General features: G+C 64.5%; 20 protein-coding genes. 10 read left to right on the forward strand and 10 right to left on the reverse strand.

Features of this window, described 5'->3' with window-relative positions; translation table 11 throughout:
* Nucleotides 1-156: 156 nt before the first annotated feature.
* Both VB716_RS07075 and VB716_RS07080 read left to right on the forward strand, forming a co-directional pair.
* Nucleotides 157-828, forward strand: coding sequence for a TetR/AcrR family transcriptional regulator (locus VB716_RS07075; protein ID WP_304623223.1), 672 nt, complete (start codon nucleotides 157-159; stop codon nucleotides 826-828).
* Nucleotides 829-929: 101 nt separating this feature from the next.
* Complete coding sequence (locus VB716_RS07080; RefSeq protein WP_323270100.1) at nucleotides 930-1,313, forward strand: hypothetical protein; 384 nt, start codon at nucleotides 930-932, stop codon at nucleotides 1,311-1,313.
* 96 nt (nucleotides 1,314-1,409) lie between these two features.
* Here VB716_RS07080 and VB716_RS07085 read toward each other — a convergent pair whose 3' ends face one another.
* From VB716_RS07085 to VB716_RS07100, 4 genes are all read right to left on the reverse strand, one after another.
* The gene (locus tag VB716_RS07085) at nucleotides 1,410-1,622 is read right to left on the reverse strand and encodes a hypothetical protein (RefSeq protein WP_322757329.1); all 213 of its coding nucleotides are present in this window, start codon (nucleotides 1,620-1,622) and stop codon (nucleotides 1,410-1,412) included.
* A gap of 16 nt (nucleotides 1,623-1,638) precedes the next feature.
* The gene (locus VB716_RS07090) at nucleotides 1,639-1,908 is read right to left on the reverse strand and encodes a high light inducible protein (RefSeq protein WP_322757330.1); all 270 of its coding nucleotides are present in this window, start codon (nucleotides 1,906-1,908) and stop codon (nucleotides 1,639-1,641) included.
* A gap of 96 nt (nucleotides 1,909-2,004) precedes the next feature.
* Entirely contained in the window at nucleotides 2,005-2,658 is a 654-nt protein-coding gene (locus VB716_RS07095) for a class I SAM-dependent methyltransferase (protein WP_323270101.1), read from the reverse strand.
* A 3-nt stretch (nucleotides 2,659-2,661) separates the two neighbouring features.
* Nucleotides 2,662-4,023 carry a cytochrome P450 gene (locus tag VB716_RS07100; RefSeq protein ID WP_323270102.1) on the reverse strand — a complete coding sequence of 454 codons (1,362 nt, stop codon included), beginning with the start codon at nucleotides 4,021-4,023 and terminating at the stop codon, nucleotides 2,662-2,664.
* A 242-nt stretch (nucleotides 4,024-4,265) separates the two neighbouring features.
* On the opposite strand from VB716_RS07100, the gene VB716_RS07105 reads away from it, so the two are divergent.
* Nucleotides 4,266-4,970, forward strand: a complete 705-nt coding sequence (locus VB716_RS07105) for a peroxiredoxin-like family protein (protein WP_323270109.1) — start codon at nucleotides 4,266-4,268, stop codon at nucleotides 4,968-4,970.
* 40 nt (nucleotides 4,971-5,010) lie between these two features.
* On the opposite strand, the gene VB716_RS07110 is transcribed toward VB716_RS07105, so the two are convergent.
* The 6 genes from VB716_RS07110 to VB716_RS07135 all read right to left on the reverse strand — a co-directional run bounded on the left by VB716_RS07110 (nucleotide 5,011) and on the right by VB716_RS07135 (nucleotide 10,918).
* On the reverse strand, nucleotides 5,011-6,147 hold the full coding sequence (locus VB716_RS07110; RefSeq protein ID WP_323270103.1) for an SHOCT domain-containing protein: 1,137 nt from the start codon (nucleotides 6,145-6,147) through the stop codon (nucleotides 5,011-5,013).
* A 1,161-nt stretch (nucleotides 6,148-7,308) separates the two neighbouring features.
* Nucleotides 7,309-7,623: a hypothetical protein gene (locus VB716_RS07115; RefSeq protein WP_322757334.1), complete on the reverse strand. Its 315-nt coding sequence runs from the start codon at nucleotides 7,621-7,623 to the stop codon at nucleotides 7,309-7,311.
* A gap of 588 nt (nucleotides 7,624-8,211) precedes the next feature.
* Complete coding sequence (locus tag VB716_RS07120) at nucleotides 8,212-9,327, reverse strand: choloylglycine hydrolase family protein (RefSeq protein WP_322757336.1); 1,116 nt, start codon at nucleotides 9,325-9,327, stop codon at nucleotides 8,212-8,214.
* 61 nt (nucleotides 9,328-9,388) lie between these two features.
* Nucleotides 9,389-9,700, reverse strand: a complete 312-nt coding sequence (locus VB716_RS07125; RefSeq protein ID WP_322757337.1) for a hypothetical protein — start codon at nucleotides 9,698-9,700, stop codon at nucleotides 9,389-9,391.
* A 16-nt stretch (nucleotides 9,701-9,716) separates the two neighbouring features.
* Complete coding sequence (locus tag VB716_RS07130) at nucleotides 9,717-10,253, reverse strand: methyltransferase family protein (protein ID WP_322757338.1); 537 nt, start codon at nucleotides 10,251-10,253, stop codon at nucleotides 9,717-9,719.
* Nucleotides 10,247-10,918: a methyltransferase domain-containing protein gene (locus VB716_RS07135; RefSeq protein WP_322757339.1), complete on the reverse strand. Its 672-nt coding sequence runs from the start codon at nucleotides 10,916-10,918 to the stop codon at nucleotides 10,247-10,249. Before VB716_RS07135 ends, VB716_RS07130 begins: the two co-directional genes overlap by 7 nt.
* A gap of 297 nt (nucleotides 10,919-11,215) precedes the next feature.
* On the opposite strand from VB716_RS07135, the gene VB716_RS07140 reads away from it, so the two are divergent.
* From VB716_RS07140 to VB716_RS07170, 7 genes are all read left to right on the forward strand, one after another.
* The gene (locus VB716_RS07140; RefSeq protein WP_323270104.1) at nucleotides 11,216-11,449 is read left to right on the forward strand and encodes a hypothetical protein; all 234 of its coding nucleotides are present in this window, start codon (nucleotides 11,216-11,218) and stop codon (nucleotides 11,447-11,449) included.
* 90 nt (nucleotides 11,450-11,539) lie between these two features.
* Entirely contained in the window at nucleotides 11,540-12,244 is a 705-nt protein-coding gene (locus tag VB716_RS07145) for an HD domain-containing protein (RefSeq protein ID WP_323270105.1), read from the forward strand.
* A gap of 100 nt (nucleotides 12,245-12,344) precedes the next feature.
* Nucleotides 12,345-13,058: a superoxide dismutase gene (locus VB716_RS07150; protein ID WP_323249553.1), complete on the forward strand. Its 714-nt coding sequence runs from the start codon at nucleotides 12,345-12,347 to the stop codon at nucleotides 13,056-13,058.
* Nucleotides 13,055-13,195, forward strand: coding sequence for a hypothetical protein (locus tag VB716_RS07155; RefSeq protein ID WP_323270106.1), 141 nt, complete (start codon nucleotides 13,055-13,057; stop codon nucleotides 13,193-13,195). The genes VB716_RS07150 and VB716_RS07155 overlap by 4 nt, the downstream gene beginning before the upstream one ends.
* A gap of 392 nt (nucleotides 13,196-13,587) precedes the next feature.
* Nucleotides 13,588-13,890, forward strand: coding sequence for a hypothetical protein (locus tag VB716_RS07160; RefSeq protein ID WP_323270107.1), 303 nt, complete (start codon nucleotides 13,588-13,590; stop codon nucleotides 13,888-13,890).
* A gap of 64 nt (nucleotides 13,891-13,954) precedes the next feature.
* On the forward strand, nucleotides 13,955-15,208 hold the full coding sequence (locus VB716_RS07165; protein ID WP_323270108.1) for an HlyD family secretion protein: 1,254 nt from the start codon (nucleotides 13,955-13,957) through the stop codon (nucleotides 15,206-15,208).
* A gap of 252 nt (nucleotides 15,209-15,460) precedes the next feature.
* Nucleotides 15,461-16,300: a class II glutamine amidotransferase gene (locus VB716_RS07170; protein ID WP_197169854.1), complete on the forward strand. Its 840-nt coding sequence runs from the start codon at nucleotides 15,461-15,463 to the stop codon at nucleotides 16,298-16,300.
* The last annotated feature ends 448 nt before the right edge of the window (nucleotides 16,301-16,748 follow it).

The following is a 16,748-nucleotide window of genomic DNA, read 5'->3' on the forward strand; positions in this document are numbered from 1 at the left end:
GCGCCTGCCGCCCCACCAGCACCGCCGCCAGGAGGCACGCCCCACCGCCGAGGAGCAGCAACTGGCCGCGGCGCGTGCGGAGCCAGGTGGCCTGCATGGATCCGTCGTCCAACTTCAATTACTATACGGTTTAGTTCAGTTTTTGGCTCTGGATTGGTGCCGTCTCCTCCCGCCAGTTCCGCCCGGCGTCAGCGCTCCCTGCGCAAGCGTGACGCCATCCTCGAGGGGGCCCGCGGCGAGTTCCTGCGCCACGGCTATGCCGCCGCCTCCATGGACCGGATCGCAGCAGCGGCAGCCGTGTCCAAGGCCACCGTCTACAGCTATTTCCTAGACAAAGAAGCCCTCTTCCGTGCCCTCACCGAGCAGATGGTGGGCCATCGCCTCTCCGGCCTGTTCGGCGCTTCACCCCAGCAGGCCCTGCCCGCCGAGCCCGCCGCCGCCCTGCGCGAACTGGCCAACCGCTGCCTCGCCAGCCGCCATACCCATCCGGAGTTCCTCTCCTTCCTGCGCCTGGTGATCGGCGAATCGGAGCGGTTTCCCGAGCTGGCCAAGACCTTCGTGAGCCAGCTGGAACGCACCGGCGTGGGTCAGGTGGTGCAGTTGTTTTCTGCCACGCCCACCAGCCAGCCCGATCTGCGCGCCCGCATCTTCATGGGTGCCCTTGTGCATCTGATCCTCATGCAAGACCTCCTGCATGGCAGCGAGGTTGCCCCCGTCGACCGGGATCAGTTCGCCGACCTGCTGGTGCATCTGATGAGCGCGTCGGTCGGTGGAGAGGCCACGGCGGAGGGCACAGCAGAGGTCGATCGGATGGCCAACGAGTGCTGAATGGAGCGACAAGCGCCTCGGCACATCGGTTGCTCAAGCCCAGGGCAACCTCACGAGCAGCAAGGGGATTGCGTCATCCTGGCGATCAATGCACCGGTGCCGTGACTCAACTTCTGGCCCTGCTCCTGGCGGTGTTGCTCGCCGTGCCGGGCGCCCATGCCTCCGAACAGTTCAGCTGCGCAGGTGATCCGCTCAGCGCGGAGGTCTTTCAAGGAGCCGTGGATGCCACAGGCATCCCCAACAGCAATGGCGGCACTGTGCCTGGTGCGTTCATCGTGATCCGGTGGCGGGGCGTCAGCCTGCAGCTGCCACGCACCAATAACGCCGGTCCCCCCAGTTACACCGACGGGCGCTGGTGGTGGCAGGCGCTCGATCCCGACCGGCCTGAATTCTCACAACGACGTGGAGACCTGGAGCGCTACAGCTGCGAGCGGCTGCCTCAGGCCATGGGCGCTGGCACGGGTGACGATGCTGAGGCTGTGTGAAATCGTGACCTCAGGCCCGAGATTGGACCTGTGTGTTCAAGAGAGAGCCGAACAACAAGGATCTGTCCAGCGATGGTGGCGACGGACCCAGAATGTTCAGGGCCTGGGGATACCAAGCAATTCAGCCCCATACTGCTCACTGAACATGGCCTGAAGCTGCCATGCTCTCAGCAGTGACTTGGAAACCCTGCGGAGGTCTTCAAGTTCGGTGCAGCTGTCGATGGCTCGTGAATGAGCCTCGACAAAGAACTCTCTGTTGATGGAAAGAGACTCAGTCATGGCAATGGCGATGGGGTTGGGGTTGGGCAACCGAATCGGCTCAGCGTCAACCGATGCCCAGCAGGCCGCGGGTGAAGGCTTCGCCTCCCAGGGCGAATTCGGTGGCCAGCAGGGCGATGAAGCCGAGCATGGCCATACGGCCATTCAGCTTTTCGGCGCGCTCGTGGAAGCCCCAGCCGCGCTCGGCGCTCACCACTTCCATGCGGGGTTCCGTGGCGAAGGCATTGAGGCGACCACCGTCTTCGGTGGTGACAGTGGCACCGCGGATGGCGGCGCGATCAAGGGCGCTGGGAGCAGAGAGAGTGGCCTGGGTCATGGGTGGAGCGATCTGAATGAAAGAACTGTAACAGATTATTACGGGTTCCCATCGATCTGGCGTTTCGCGGGCGTCTGCTCGATCAGCGACAAGCCGCTAAGCGCTCGGCTTCTCGGCGACCACCGCAAAGAACGGATCCCCCTTGCCGCCCAGCCAGCCCAGCGGTCCTGCCGCCCGGGTGGCTTCGGCGATCAGCTTCGGCATGGGCCAGCCCTGCGCCACCAGCACCCGGGCGACGATCTCGAGATGGTCCCGGTCGTCGCCATCGGTCCAGATCCGCGTGGCCTTCTGAGCGAACATGCGGTTCGAGAAGGACACGATCAGCTGGCCGCCGGCTCGCACCACCCGCAGCAGTTCGGCCGCCACCGGCTCGGGCTGCTGCAGGTATTGCCAGCCGGCCACGATCAGGGCCGCATCAACGCTGTCTGACTCCAGGGGCAGGCGCTGATCCACGTTGAGGTTCTGCACCCAATGGCGGCTCAGCCGTGGGTTGGCCTCCAGCTCCCTGGCGTTGAGGCCATGGCCGATCACCTCGGCGGCGCTCAGGGTTTCGGGCAGATGGCTGACCCAGCTGCTCATCAGATCCAGCACCACCGCCCCCGGCGGGATCCTCTCCTGGTAGAGCGCCGTGAGCCGGCTGCGAAACGCCCCATCGAGATGGTGCACAAAGCGGGGTTCGGCATAAAACAGGCCGTCATCGGAGCGATCCTGTTTCCAGCGGTCCTGCGCGCTCAGCACGGGATTGGCCATGGTTCACTCCACTCCAACGGGATCGGTACTGCAGGCCCTGGGACGCGGACAGACCAGCAGGCCGTCCTTGGGCGAGGGGCTGGGGATGATCGCCAGCGTCAGGTTCTGATCCGGCTCCAGCGCCAAGGTCAGCGGCTTCAGCAGCCCCACGATCAGCAGCCGGATCTCCAGCTCCGCCAGCGCCTTGCCGAGGCATACCCGTTCACCACCGCCAAACGGCAGCAGGGTGGCCGTGCAGGTTCCAGCCAGATGCCGCTGCGGCCGGAAGACCTCCAGATCCTCCGTGGCGGAGCCGTGGCGATGGCTGGCGACGATGCTCACCTGCACCACCCGATCCGCCGGCACCAGCACCCCATCCAGGGCAATGGGCTGCCGGGTCCGGCGAAAGAAGCCCCCCACCGGCGGGGTGAGCCGCATCACCTCCTGCACCACCGCATCGAGTCGCGGGGCCCGAAGGGGGTCGTAGGGGGTGGTGGCCTCCCCCGGCGGAGGGGGCCAGGGCAAGCTGTCGAGCTCCTGCTGCAGCCAGGCCAGCTCCGCTGGATGTTGCAGCAGGGTCAGCACCAGGCAACTCAACGCCGAGGCAGTGGTTTCGTAGCCGGCGAACAGCAGCAGGAGCAGCTGCTCCGCCACGTCGTCGTCGCCCAGGGGCAGGCCGGCCTCATCCAGACCTCCGGCCAGCAGATCGAGTCCGCCGGCAGCGAGGGGCGCTCCGGAGGCAGCGGCGGCCTGCGCCTTGTCGAGCACCGCGCCCAGGCGCCGCAGCAGCCGCTGCCGGGCCTGGCGGGCCCGGGCAAAGGGGCTGCCGGGCAGGGCGAACGGCAGAGAGAAGAGGCCCTGGCACCAGGTTTCGAAATCGACGAACAGGGCATCGCGATCGTTCGGATCGAGCCCCAGCACCGTGCTGGCGATCACATGAAAGGCAAACCGCCGCAGCCTGGGCACCAGGGCCACGGGGGCTGCGGCGCTGAGCAGCTCCTGGCTGAGCGCATCGACCAGCGCCACGATCGCGGGGCTGTAGCGCTTCAGAGCCGCGGAGGCGAACAGCTGGCCCACCACCCGACGGCGGGCCTTGTGATCGGCCCCGTTGCGGTTGGCCAGCGACAGGGGCCCCAGCAGCTGCCGCACACTGTCCGGCCACCAGCCCTCGATGGATTCGCTCTGGGCGAACAGGTCGCTGATCGCCCGGTCCCCCCGGATGAAGACGGTGCGCTGCCCCAACAGGGTGGTTTCGTGGACATCGCCATAGCGCTCGAAGTTCGAGCGGGCGAAATCAGGGTCGCGAAAGAAGGCCAGGGTCTCCAGCACTCCGCTCACCGCTGGCGTGCGGGGCAGGGGCCGAAGGGTGTCGGGATCGGGGGGCAACCAGCGTCATCCGCAGTGGTTCCCAGGCTGGCAGCCAACAGAGGGCACCGCGACGCCGGGCCGGGCCGGGCCGGGCCGGGCCACGATGGTCACTCCGTGATTGCCCTGTGACCTTGCCCGCCACCGATCCCCCCACCACCAATCCCGCTGGCGCTGATCCAGTCGGCGCTGCTCCAGCTGGCAGCGAGGTGCGAGAGGCTGCACCCGCTGCCCTGCTCGAGCGGCTGGTGGGGGTGGCCGGAATGGAACGGGGACACCGCCGACTGGTGCTGCTGCTGCCCCAACTGGGGGATTTCGACAGCCTCGAATACGCCCAGGCCGTGGTGGCGGCCCTGCCGCAGCTGGAGTCTGCCGGCATCGCCGTCCTGGCGATCGGCATCGGCCATGAGGACAGCCGCCAGCGGTTCTGCTCCTTCACGGGGTTTCCGCTCGAACGACTCCAGGTCGATCCGGATCCCCAGCTGCATCAGGCCCTGGGGCTCTATGGGGGCTTACGGGGGATCGGCGGGCCCTGGCCGAACCTGCTGCTGATGTGCGCCGGCATCGGTTCGCCCGGCACCCTGGCCGAGGTGCTGCGCGGCTACACGGGCGATCGAGGAGCTCCCCAGCGGATCGCCGACGACGAGACGATCCGGGCAGGTCTTTTGCCGCCGATCAAGGGGTCGTTCTTTGCCAGAGCTGGTGGAACGGGATTCCAGCGACCCTTCGAGCTGGCCACGGTGCGCCTGCGCAACATGACCGAAGTGCTGGGCCACTGGCGCACCTACGTGCCTTGCGACGACCACCTGACCCAGAGGGGCGGCACCTTTCTGCTGGAGGCCGACGACACCCTGCTCTACAGCCACCGGGACCGCGGCATCCTCGGCTTCTCGGCAACCATGGCCAGGCCGCTCAGCTTCCTGGATCCTTTCCTCACGCCATCAGGCGGAGAACCTCAGCAGCCGTGAGATCCTGCGCGGCCCGAGGCGGTTCATCCCCTGCGAGGGATCAGAGCCGTGCCAGCAACTCGGCCTTCTTGCTGCTGAATTCCTCTTCGGTGAGGATTCCCTTGGCCTTGAGATCCCCGAGGCGCTCCAGGGCGGCGTAGGGATCATCAGAACCGCCGGTTGTCGCGGTCGCGGCGGTGGCGGTGGTCTGCGCCGGGCCTTCGGGGGCCAGTTCGCTTGCCAGGCTGATCTCCGGGAACTGGGACAGGGGCCGATCGCCCTCCGGTGTGGAGAGGATCAGATCACCGGTGCCGCTCTGAAGGGAGACGCCGCGAATCGCCTGGCCGCCCACATCAAACACTCTGCAGTGGCCGCTGTGCTCCACCGCCAGCCGACCTGCAGCGGGGAACACGGCGTAGCGCAGCTCGTTCTGGGCACCGCTCGAAGCAGGAACGCCGAGCTCAGCCGGCCACCAGCTCGGCTGCTGCTGCATCATCGCCATGGGCTGCATGGGGCTCATGGGCTGCATGGGGCTCATCGGTTGCATCTGCATGGGAGCCATCACCGCGGCCTGATGCTGTGAGCCCGAGCCACTGCTGCTCTGCTGTTGAAGGCCGCCAGCGTGGCTCTGCTGCTGCTGGCTGAAGCCGCCGGCGGGCGAGAAGCTGCTGAGACTGACGCTCCCAGCCGGGGTGGAAAACACCATCCCACCGCCACCTTGCTGCTGGGAGAAACCAGCGATCTGGTGGCTGCCGGTGTCGTAGACGCTGACCTGACCGTTGACGTCCACCGCAAGCCGCCCCTGACTGGGAAAGACGGCATAGCGCACGTTGTTCTGCTCGCCGGTGGCCGAGGGGGCACCGAGCTCGCCGGGCCACCAGGACTCGCGGGGGTCGGGAACGAACAGTGGTGCTGCCGATGCCGCCGCTATGGGTTGAGACGCAATGGCCACCGATACATCGCGGCAGAGGCCATCAACCCGGGCCTTGAGTGCGTTGTTGAACATGTCGCCGATCATCAACATGCCACCTGGCATCCACTGACCGGAGCCACCGAACTCGGGGTGGTTGAACTGAGCCATGCCACCACGACTGCGGAGCATGGCCTGCATCATGTGGACGACGGCGGCATCGCTGAAGCCGTGACGCTCGCCAAGTCCCCGGGCGACCTGGACGCCTTCCTGGGTGATTTGTTCCATGGTGAACTTATTTGAGCCTCAATGTTCAGTGGTCGAGCCTCTGGTGCCAGAACTCTCTGCTGCCAGAACCCTGGATCGCCAGGGGGAAGTGCCAGGGAGTTGTGTCAGGGGCAGGAATGGCTGTCAGATCACCTTATGCAACCAGCGGCTTGGCCCTGCCAAGCCTGACCCGGTGCTGACTGACTGACATATCGGCGAGAACCTCTGCACCAGAAAGACTTTCAGCTCATGCCCCGGGCCAGAGGGGCTCCTGCAAGGGTCCGCGAATCCCATCCAATCGGGCAGGCATCCCCGGGCCCCGCTCCTTGCCGAGCGGCTCAGCCGGCTGGTCCCTGGCTGCGCGCCCAGCCATCTGCTGGTCTTGCCCTCATGGTCGCCATCGGCGTGCTGGTGGACAGACCCTGCCCGGGAGCCGGGTGCCGATGGGAGACGCGACAGCCGAAACAGCAAGCTCAGGCGGCAATGGTGACCACCTGATAGATGGCAGCGTCGAGCTCTGGCGGGAAAATCGTACCGTCATAAAGCTGAACAGATCCAATATAGACCTCGCCATACACTGCTTTTTCGCCGGAGTCGTAAGACTTTTTATGACTTTGAGAGTGCCGATATCCAACGGCATGAACATCCAGTACCCACGGCTTAGCTTGTCCTTGGAACCTTCTATGCCGGTGATTTCGTCCAGCTTGGCGATGAAATCATGATTACTGCTTGCTTGGTCAGCACTGGATTCCTCGTCAGGGAATCATGTCTCCCCCTTTCAGATTGCTTGACCAGCAGCAGCACCCAAAGGGTCTGCCTCAGAGATAAAGCAGATCGTATCCGACGTGTGAGCTGGCAGGGCCTGGATCGCTGCTGGCCGCCATGGGGATCCTGAGTGATGTCCAGAGCAATCGCCGGTAGCCTGGACAAGTCTCGCCCATGGTTCTGATCAACAGTACGAACAGTCCGCCCAGAACCCTTGCAGTGCATGGGCCTTTCAGCAAGCCAAGCAACTCGCAGTGCAGAGTCATGCGACGGTCACTGGGCTGCGATTTCTTTCTGCGCCCGATAGATTGCCGAGTAGGCAACAGCATGGGGCGCGCCTTCAAGATAGGTAAGATCGCATTTATCGCCACCGATTCTCCTTGCGACCATCATGCCATGGTCATGGACTTCCACCAATCACAGTGTCTTATCGTCCGCCGAGAGTACACCGATGAGCGGCTCGGAAGCCTGAAGCACGCTCTCATCTTCGACATAACCGGGATTATCGGTCTTCGCTTTCCAGACATTGGAACCTTGAACGACCGAGCCCTGGACTGAATCGATGACGACCGAAAGGGAGCGCGGCACCTTGACGATCTTGCCATCCGACTCCAGGATGATCGTGGCCTCAGCAGTCCACGTACCAACAAGACCTGAGGATTGCGCCATCGACGGCGCAATAAACCAGGCTATACCAACGATAACAGCGACAACCCATCCGATCCAGTGCATGTCTTTAGCGCTTCAGCGCATGAATTTAGTGCCAATGTTTCACCCTACAGCAATATCACCAGCAGTTTATTTTCAAGCGATCTGACTGCAACAGATCAGCTCAGAGTCAAGCACACAGAGACCCTGAACATGGTCCGTCCCGGCCGACGTCAGACGCTCGTGGTGGATCGTTTCATTCCCTGCCTTGGGCACGCACATCCCGCAGAACAACCTGCAGAACAACCTGAAGAACAACGCTGAAACCAGTATGCAGCATGGGCTGGTGGCCACCGTCAAGCAGAGGTGGCACCCGGCCGGGGTTGACCTGGACTGTCGTAGAGGACCCCGCTCTGATCCGGAAACAGAGCAGCGGGGAGACTGACCTTGGGGCGTTCACTCGGCGATTCCCAGGGGAGAGGGATCACGGTGTCAGCATGGCCCCGGCACCCTCAGATGTGAAAGGTTCCTAGAGTTGGATGAGGCAGTAAGTCGAAGAACACTGACTGGGAAGACTTCGGCGACGAACTTGGGCGCCACACCGCAAGACTGAAGCCTCACATCACCCTCCAGCAACGGATACAGGAAGGCGATCCGGAGGAACGATCCCGATCAAGGCTGAAGAACAGTGACCTCGGCAGGTTGATCAAGAGTCATCACCTTGATCTGTCCTCCATCCAGGGGCAACCGATCAAAGTTGAGGCTACGAAGACCTGGATTATCATAGGTCTGGATATAATAAACTAGATTTTTCTGATCAGCGACTATGCTCCATTCCGTAATCTCGTACGTTGTTTTCGAACCACCACCTCCAAACGCACCACCCGGCGGCAACAGGATGCTTCCAGGCGGCAGATCGAACTGGCCAAGGATGCGAAATGCCGTACCAACCTGCTCCTCAGTGGTCAGATTCCTGGGAGCGAAACGACTGAACGTCAGGGCACGAATGAAGCGTGACGTGGCCAGGAAATCTCCCGGTAGACCGTGCAGTCCGCCACCGGTACTAGCCGGCGGAAGTTTCAGGCCATTCACGATCATCTCTGCCGGAGGCATAGCACTGAGGTTGGCGTAATTACCTGCTGCCGCGAGGTGATAAGGCAATGGCGGATCATTGGTATACACGCCCGTAGGGTTGTCGAGCATGGTCAACCGACCATCGATGTACTCCACTGACAGACTTCTGCCTGTACGGTCATGCACAGTCATATGAATTGGCAACGGACCGCCGAAGGCCGGCACCGTGGCGCCATTCACCAGGATCTTCGGCAGCCCCTGCTCGACCTCAGCAACGGTGGCGAAGTTCGTGAGCACATAGGTGAGCAGCTGAGAGCTATTGATCGATCGCCTGGCCTGACCCTGCGGCACGTTCTGAAATTTGGCGTAGCCGGCGAAATACAAAAGCCCACCAGCCAGGCCCTTTTCATTCATGCCATCAGGAACGACATCCTTCAGACCCAGGGCATTCAGTCCCACCACGGCATAGCGACTGGTCCACTGCAGGCCACCACCGGACTTGCCATCGGGACCATTGCCCTGGATCGCCGTCCCCCGCTGAATCAGTACCGCATTGCTGTTCAGCGGCTGACCGAACTCCATCGTGCGGCCATAAAGGCGACCGCCATCGTTTCCCTGCAGGGTAAAGCTGGTACAGGCACGCGCCGAATGTGCACCCCAGCCGGCGATACCGACAGCAGCCAACGCCGCCAAGACACGCTTTGCGATCGACATGAATCACTCAGGCCCGAGGATAGATCGAAACTACTCGTAGATACCTGAATCTGAGCGCCGATCAACCAAAATGTAGCCAAGTGATAGAGGCGTAGCGGTTCCACAGCGTGAGTTCACGCCTGAACAGCAATTCCGAACAGCGAAGGGGCCCTTGAGCAGTCCATGTGCCGATCATGGCCGACCATGCAAAAACATGATCGAAGGTAGGCAACGCTCTCCCTGAATGGCTCAGGAGGAATTGGCAGAACCAATCAGAATCACGATGCAAAAGAGAAAAACGCATGAATCGAGGGATCAGCCCAACAGAGAAGAGCAGAGCGCGATCCCATTGCATCAAAACTGCATCAATGACCATTCTCAGCGCATTGTCCAACCATGAGAGGCATGGGCTACCGCCAGTCGAGACCTGGCAGGAAGGGAATAATCGCCGGGGTTGATGTCATGTAATCGGCATAGCCACTGTGCATGGAACACAGACGTTGTTCTTCCCGCCGGGCCTTGAGGCTGAGCACGGTCGCCAGCGCCAGCAGCAGGCCCAGGTGCAGCAGGCTGCCGAGGGCCAGGGTCACCCCCATGGAACAGAGCAGCAGCGACTGGTAGAGAGGATGGCGGCAACGGCCATACGCGCCCTCGGTGACCAGAGGCGCTCCGGCAATCGGCTCCGGCAGCGGACTGAGACTGTCCCCGAGGTTCAGGACTCCCTGGCCGCCGATGATCAGGCCGATCAGGACGATCAGCCCTCCGATCAGGCGCAGGATCAGAGGCCAGTGAATCCCCAGGTCCAAGGGGGCCGGCGTTGGTGGCAGCCAGTGGGCGGCGATCAGGCTCATCTGCGCCAGGACCCACCACTCCCCATGGCGGTTGTCCCTCAGCCCCTCCCAGGAGAAGCCCCACTTCTGCATGCGTTCGTTCAGATGGCTCAGCATGATCCGATCTCTACAGGTGCAGGGGGTTGGCCTGGCTGGCGCCACAGGCCCAGCCATTCGTCGTTGCGCTTGTCCACCGAATCAGTGGCCGGCTGCCAGATTTCCGCCACCAGGCCCGCCTGGCGCAGCTGCGCTTCCACCAGCTGCGGGTCACTGCCCCAGGGAGGACCGCCTTGCCGGCCGTGGCACCAGAACAGGCCCAGCAGCCAGCCTCCAGGGGCCAGCAGTCGGCAGACGGTGGCGATGTAGTCCTGCCGCAGGCCGGGATCGATGGCGCAGAAGCAGGTGTGCTCCACGATCCCGCTGAGGCTGCCGGGAGGCAGGCCCGCCTCCGTCAGGGCCTGTCGGTCGAACAGATCGGCCTGCAGCCACTGCAACGTGGCCCGGGCCTCGCCATGGAGCCTGCGGGCCTCGCGCAAGGCCTCGCCACTGAAATCCAGGCCGATGGCGGTGAAACCGAGGTCTTCGAGCAGGGCGGCCTCATGGCCACGGCCGCAGCCGGGCACCAGCACCCTGCCCGGTGACTGGGGCGCCAACGGATGGGTTCTCAGGAACTGGGCCAGCGGTGGGGCGGCCTGGCCCAGTTCCCAGCCGTCACCGCCCTCGCGGTAGCGCTGATCCCAGCGGCTCGGATCAGCGATGGGGGCCGGCCTGGGGATGCTCATGATTCAAGTCTGCCTCGCCCAATCACGGCATGCGGTTAGGAGCATGGAGGCATTGCCGTACCTTGAGCCTCTCACGGGTTGGTTAGATGGGGGGCAGGGATTTCCTGTTCCCCATCGCCAGAGGGTATCGGAGCGATCGCTTCCGTCACCGCAGGCGTGGCTGTGGCTCAGGTGGGGCCCTGGGGGTTGATGCCTGAGCAGGGGACGGGCCAGTCCAGCTCTGCTCCGACAGACGATCCCGGCGTTCTGAAGAATCGGGTCTCCCGGCAGTGCGAGAGGCACCGCCAGGATGGATGGATGAACAACGAGGCCCCTGCCACCGCAGCGCGGTTGATTGACGGTCCCGACGTGGCGGCAGCCACCGTGCTCCTGGCCGATCTGCAACCCCCCACCCTGATCCTGCAGGGGGAGCGCGACACGTTCGGCCGCCCGGAAGAGGTGGCGACCACAGCTTCAAGCCCACCCGCAGCTCCGGCCTCAGCGAGGAGCAGAACCTGGCCACGGCGGTGGCCTGCAGCCACGCCTTCCTGAGTGAGCGACTGGAGCGCCTCAGCCAGGCAGCCGATTGACGCCACTGCGTCACAACCCATCAGCACCGGATCCACCCATCCGGATCCACCCATGACGCATCAACCCCCAGCCCACAGCGAGCGCTACGACGAGGCCCTGCTCTGGGCCGCGCAGCTGCACCGCAACCAGCTCCGTAAAGGCAAGGGGGTGCCCTACATCTCCCACCTGATCGCTGTGAGCGGCCTGGTCTGGGAAGACGGCGGCAGCGAGAACGAGGCGATCGCCGGCCTGCTGCACGACGCGATCGAAGACGCAGGCCAGAGCCGCAGCTCGATCGCCGAGCGCTTTGGCGAAGAGGTGGCCCGTATCGTGCACGACTGCACCGACACCCAGGGCCCGCTGGCGCCCGTGGCCCCAAAGGAGCCCTGGCTCTTGCGCAAGAGCCGCGACGTGGCGGCCCTCGAGCACAAGAGCGACGGCTCCCTGCGGGTGACGGCGGCCGACAAGGCCCACAACGCACGCGACATGGTGCTCGATGCCCGCCGCGATCCCCACAGCTGGGAACGTTTCAATGCCGGCCTCGATGGCAGTGCCTGGTATCTGCTGCGGATCCACCAGACCCTGAGCCACCGCCTGCCCGGCAGTCGCTCCAATGAACTGCTCGGGGAAGCGGTGAAGGAGATCCTGGCCAGCAAGGCCTACCGGCGGCTGGTGCCGGCCGGCATTGCCCCGGCGGTGTGGGCAGCGGGGTATGAGGAAAGGGTGAAACGGCCATCCTTGGAGCCAACGGCACCCATTCCGGCGTCGGATTCCTGAACCGGAGAGCAGCCAACGCCCGGCTATGGCGATTTCCTTCCGGAAGGGCCTACGCCACATCCGTCAGGCTGACCGCCTCGCCAGACACGTCTCGAATTCCATGCTCCCTCAGTTCCTGGGCCAGGCCCTGCTGGCCTGCCTGACACCACTTCTCCTGCTGCTGGGATTCGTGGCCCCTGCCTGGGCTGCGTTCTCACTGCCGCCGCTCCCCTATCCCGTGGATGCCCTGGAGCCGGCGATCGACGCGACCACCATGACCATCCACCACGACCGCCATCACGCCGGATATGTGACCAACCTGAACGCGCAGATCAAGGCCAATCCGGCTCTGGCCAACCTCAGCCTGGATGAGCTGCAGGGGCAGATCTCGCGCTTTCCCGAGGCGGTGCGCAACAATGGCGGTGGGCACTGGAACCACAGCCTGTACTGGGCCGTGATGGCACCGGAGGGCCAGGGAGGAGAGCCATCCGAGCAGCTGCTGACAGCGATCCAGGCCGGTTTCGGGTCGCTGGAGACCATGCAGGCCCAGTTCAACCAGGCGGCAGCAGGGCGCTTCGGCTCGGGCTGGGCCTGGTTGATCCGCAGGCCCGATGGCCGCCTGGCGATCACCAGCACCCCGAACCAGGACAACCCGTTGATGGATCTGCCCGGCATCGAGCAGGGAACACCGTTGCTGGGGCTGGATGTGTGGGAGCACGCCTACTACCTCCACTATCAGAACCGCCGGCCCGACTACATCAAGGCCTGGTGGTCGCGGCTGAACTGGTCTGAGGTGAACCGCCGCTACGAAGAAGCATCGGCAGCCGGCCTGTGATCCTGCCTCCAGGCACGTTTCCAGGCCTCCACGACCTCACATTCATGACCGGCAATCTGCGGGCGGTCGGCACCATGGCAGCGTCCCATGGGCTGCTGGGTCTCGGCCAGTTCGCGGCCAGGGCGACACCACCTTGATGCTCACCCCTCGGGGCATCCCCAGCGCTGCGGCCCGCGTGAACGCGTCGAGGCCGGGGTTGACCATGCTGATCAAGCAGCTGTCTGGAACTGGATTCCGAACCAGCACACCGCTTGTCAGTGTGAGCGAGCCTGCATCTGAGAGCAAAGCCAGACCCAGACGGAGGAGATGGACCTGCCCCATCGACTTGCTGGTGAGAGCCAGTTGAAAGTCGTCATCGGACCAGTCTGCGAGCGTCGAACGTCGCCACCGCTTCGAACAACGCTCGGATGGAATCCGGCTGGGACCCATCCCCCTGACGATCACCGTTGGTTTGCCCGACGCCGGCGCGCCAGGGCGTCAGCATGAGCGGGTTCACCCGAGGCAGCTTCTCACCAGCCTCGGGCTAGGGATGGTGTTGCTCAGGGATGGCAGGACGTGCGTGATCGGCAGGCCGCCGGGCATCGGCCAGCGGCTCGCCTTCCATGGCTTCAGCGGCAACATCCCGGGCTTCCTCAGGGCTCTGATTGCTTGTGCCAACAAGTCGTTCACCACCCAGGTGGTGGTTCACCGCCTCTTCGAGGTGCTTGATGGCACGGTGGAAGATCCCAGCTCCGACGACGAGCCCTGGGTGGCTCTGCCGCCAGGATGGATCGGCTGGCTGGGGCACCGTGCCGGCTTCACCACGATCATGATCAGCCACAGGCCCAGGTGACATTGCAGGACCCGACCTCGGATCTGATCCACACAGAAACCCTGGCTTCCGACCTCTTGCCGGCTTGAGCGAACCCTTGAAACTGCCGGAGTCACCCCTGCCTGGAACAACGCCCGTGCCGGAGTTGCCGGTTGTGGCCACACGCCGCGGCAGCCTGGCGTCGCGGCCGCTGGATGCTGGCCTGGTGCTGCGGCAGACCACCAGCGAGGAGTTTCTGCCTTCGGTGCGGCCCTGGGTGCGCAGTGCCGGCCTGGTCATGCTGGGCAGTTTCGCTGCCGGTGTTGCCTTGATGGCCGTCTGGCCCTACCGGGTTGTGGTGCGCGGTAGCGGTGTGGTGCGGCCCAGCGGTGAAACCAGCGTGATCAACGCCCCCTTTGCTGCGCGGGTGCGTCGGGTGCTGGTGCAGCCCAACGAGCGGGTGCAAACCGGCCAGGTGTTGGCGTTGCTCGATCCCACGGATCTGGAGGGCAAGCAGCAGCAGCTCAGCCAGAGCCGAAGGGCCCTGGCCCAGCAGAGCCAGGCACTGGTGAACCAGGGGCTGGCGGCCCTGCAGGCGGCCGAGCTGGAAGTGGAGAAATCCGAGGCAGGGCTGCGCTTTGCGGAAGCCGAATATCGCCGCTTCCAGCAGCTGGGCGGCACCGGCTCCATCACCGTCACCCAACTGGAGGAGAAGGAGGAGAGCTACAACGTGGCCCGCGCCCAGCTGGCCAAAGCCAGGCAGGCGGTGGCGGAGCAGCGCTCCCGCAACAGCAGTGATCAGGCGCAGCTGAAGAGGGAGCTGGTCACCAACAGCGCCGACAAGAGCCAGATTGCTCGGGATCTGGCCCAGACGTCGCTCACCGCACCGGTACCAGGGGTGCTGTTCTCACTCAAACTGCGCAATCCCGGCCAGATGCTGGCTGCCGGCGAGGAGCTGGCCCGCATTTCCCCCAGCCAGGCCGGTCTGCTGGTGAAGGTGCTGGTGCCCTCCGAGAACATCACCAAGGTGGAAGTGGATCAGCGAGCCGACCTGCGCATCACCGGCTGCCCCTATCCCGACTACGGCACGCTCAAGGCGAGGGTGGTGTCGATCGCGCCGGAAGCCAGCCTGCCTGGTTCAGCTGATCCTGAGGCGGGCCGAAACGGCACGGCACAGCCGGCCCCCATCCCTGGTGGGTATTACGAGGTGACGCTGCAACCCGAGGGCACCGTGCTGCGTTCCAGAACCCGTAGCTGCGAGCTGCGCCTCGGTATGGACCTCAGCGCCGACATCACCACCCGCCTGGAAACCGTGTTTGGCTTCCTGCTGCGCAAGGTCCGCCTCAGCACCGGGATCTAGGAGGTTTTGTTGCCCATCGAGCACCAGCCCAGCGAGGGCACCCGTCAGCCTGCCGAGGCCCTGGCCTCCTAGCTCTTCTCCGAGGACGCGCAGGCGATCCTGGCAGAGGAGGGTTTCCGCCCCACCAACCTCGCGATCTGGGCACGGGTGAAGGATCGCTTTGCTCCCGTCAGGCAGTTCTTCGGCAACGACGGCCTCTGGGATCGTTTCTTCGCCAAAACCCGCTGATTCCCTCCCCCTGCGCGGTCCTTCATGTGTGAGCTGCTCGCCCTCAACGCCAACACGCCCACCGACATGGGGTTTTCCTTTCGGGGCCTCAGTCGCCGCGGTGGTGCGACCGGCGAGCACGCCGATGGCTGGGGGCTGGCCAGCTTCACCCCCGGTGGCCATGGCCTCACCCTGCTGCGGGAGGAGGCTCCAGCGGCCTTTTCCGTCCTCGCCGATCAGCTGGCGGAGCGCTCACCCAAGGCGCTGGTGAGCATCGCCCATATCCGCAAAGCCACCCGCGGCGTGGTGGCGCTGGAGAACTGCCATCCCTTCTCCCGCTGCTGGGGCGGGCAGACCTGGGTGTTTGCCCACAACGGCGACCTCCAGGGCGCCATTCCTCTGGGGGATCACCACCGGCCATTCGGCAGCACCGACAGTGAAACGGCCTTCTGCTGGATTCTCGAGCAGCTGGAACAAGCTGGGGTGAATCCGCAGAATCCTGGCGCGCTGTTTGATCAGCTGCACCATTGCGCTGCCCAACTGGCGGAGCGGGGCACCTTCAATGCCCTGATCAGCAACGGCCAGTGGCTGTTTGCCACCGCCACCAGCAAGCTGCACTGGCTCACACGCCGGGCCCCCTTCTGCAAGGCCACCCTGGCTGATCTGCCGTTGCAGGTGGATTTCTCCGCAGTCACCACCGCAAACGATGTGGTGACCATCCTCAGTACCGAGCCGCTCACCACCGACGAGCACTGGCAACCGTTCCAGGCCGGTGAATCGCTGCTCTTTTGCGGGGGGCAGGTGATTCACCGCAGCCGTCATGGGGTCAGGCCAGTCCCAATCCCGGCGCGTTCCCAACCAGCACCAGCGCACGAAGTCCCCTGAAGTGAACCGGATGCAGGCCGCCTATCCCTCGCCCGTGTCAACTGGGAGGCCCAGCTCCGTGAGCCTCGCTGAAGCCTCCTGCTCCCGGCTGCAGCGGGGTCTGGTGGAGCGGCGGCGTTGGAGCCTTCTGCCGCACAACAATGCCCGGAGCCTGGGCCCCGGGCTTTTGTCTGCTCAGCCGTGGTGCCGACCCGAGGGGGTGGGGCGCAGCTGTGCGAGTTTTTTGCTTGGCAATCGCCGTGATCGTTGTCAGATCAGGGTGTTTTCAGTTGTGGTCGGAGCTGCGGGCGCTGGCACCTGGGGCCAGGGGTCGATCGGGACGTTCCGTTGGGTCCGGGGCACCTGAGGCGGTGCAATGGACGGCGCCAGGGTTGTTTCAGCAAAACAGCCGCGACACGCCAGGAACGTCAGTGATCCGTTGAGAGTGTTGGAGCAGGGGCCGGATCGT

Origin of the sequence: Synechococcus sp. CCY9201, from assembly GCF_034931105.1 — a bacterium.
Taxonomy (GTDB): domain Bacteria; phylum Cyanobacteriota; class Cyanobacteriia; order PCC-6307; family Cyanobiaceae; genus CBW1002.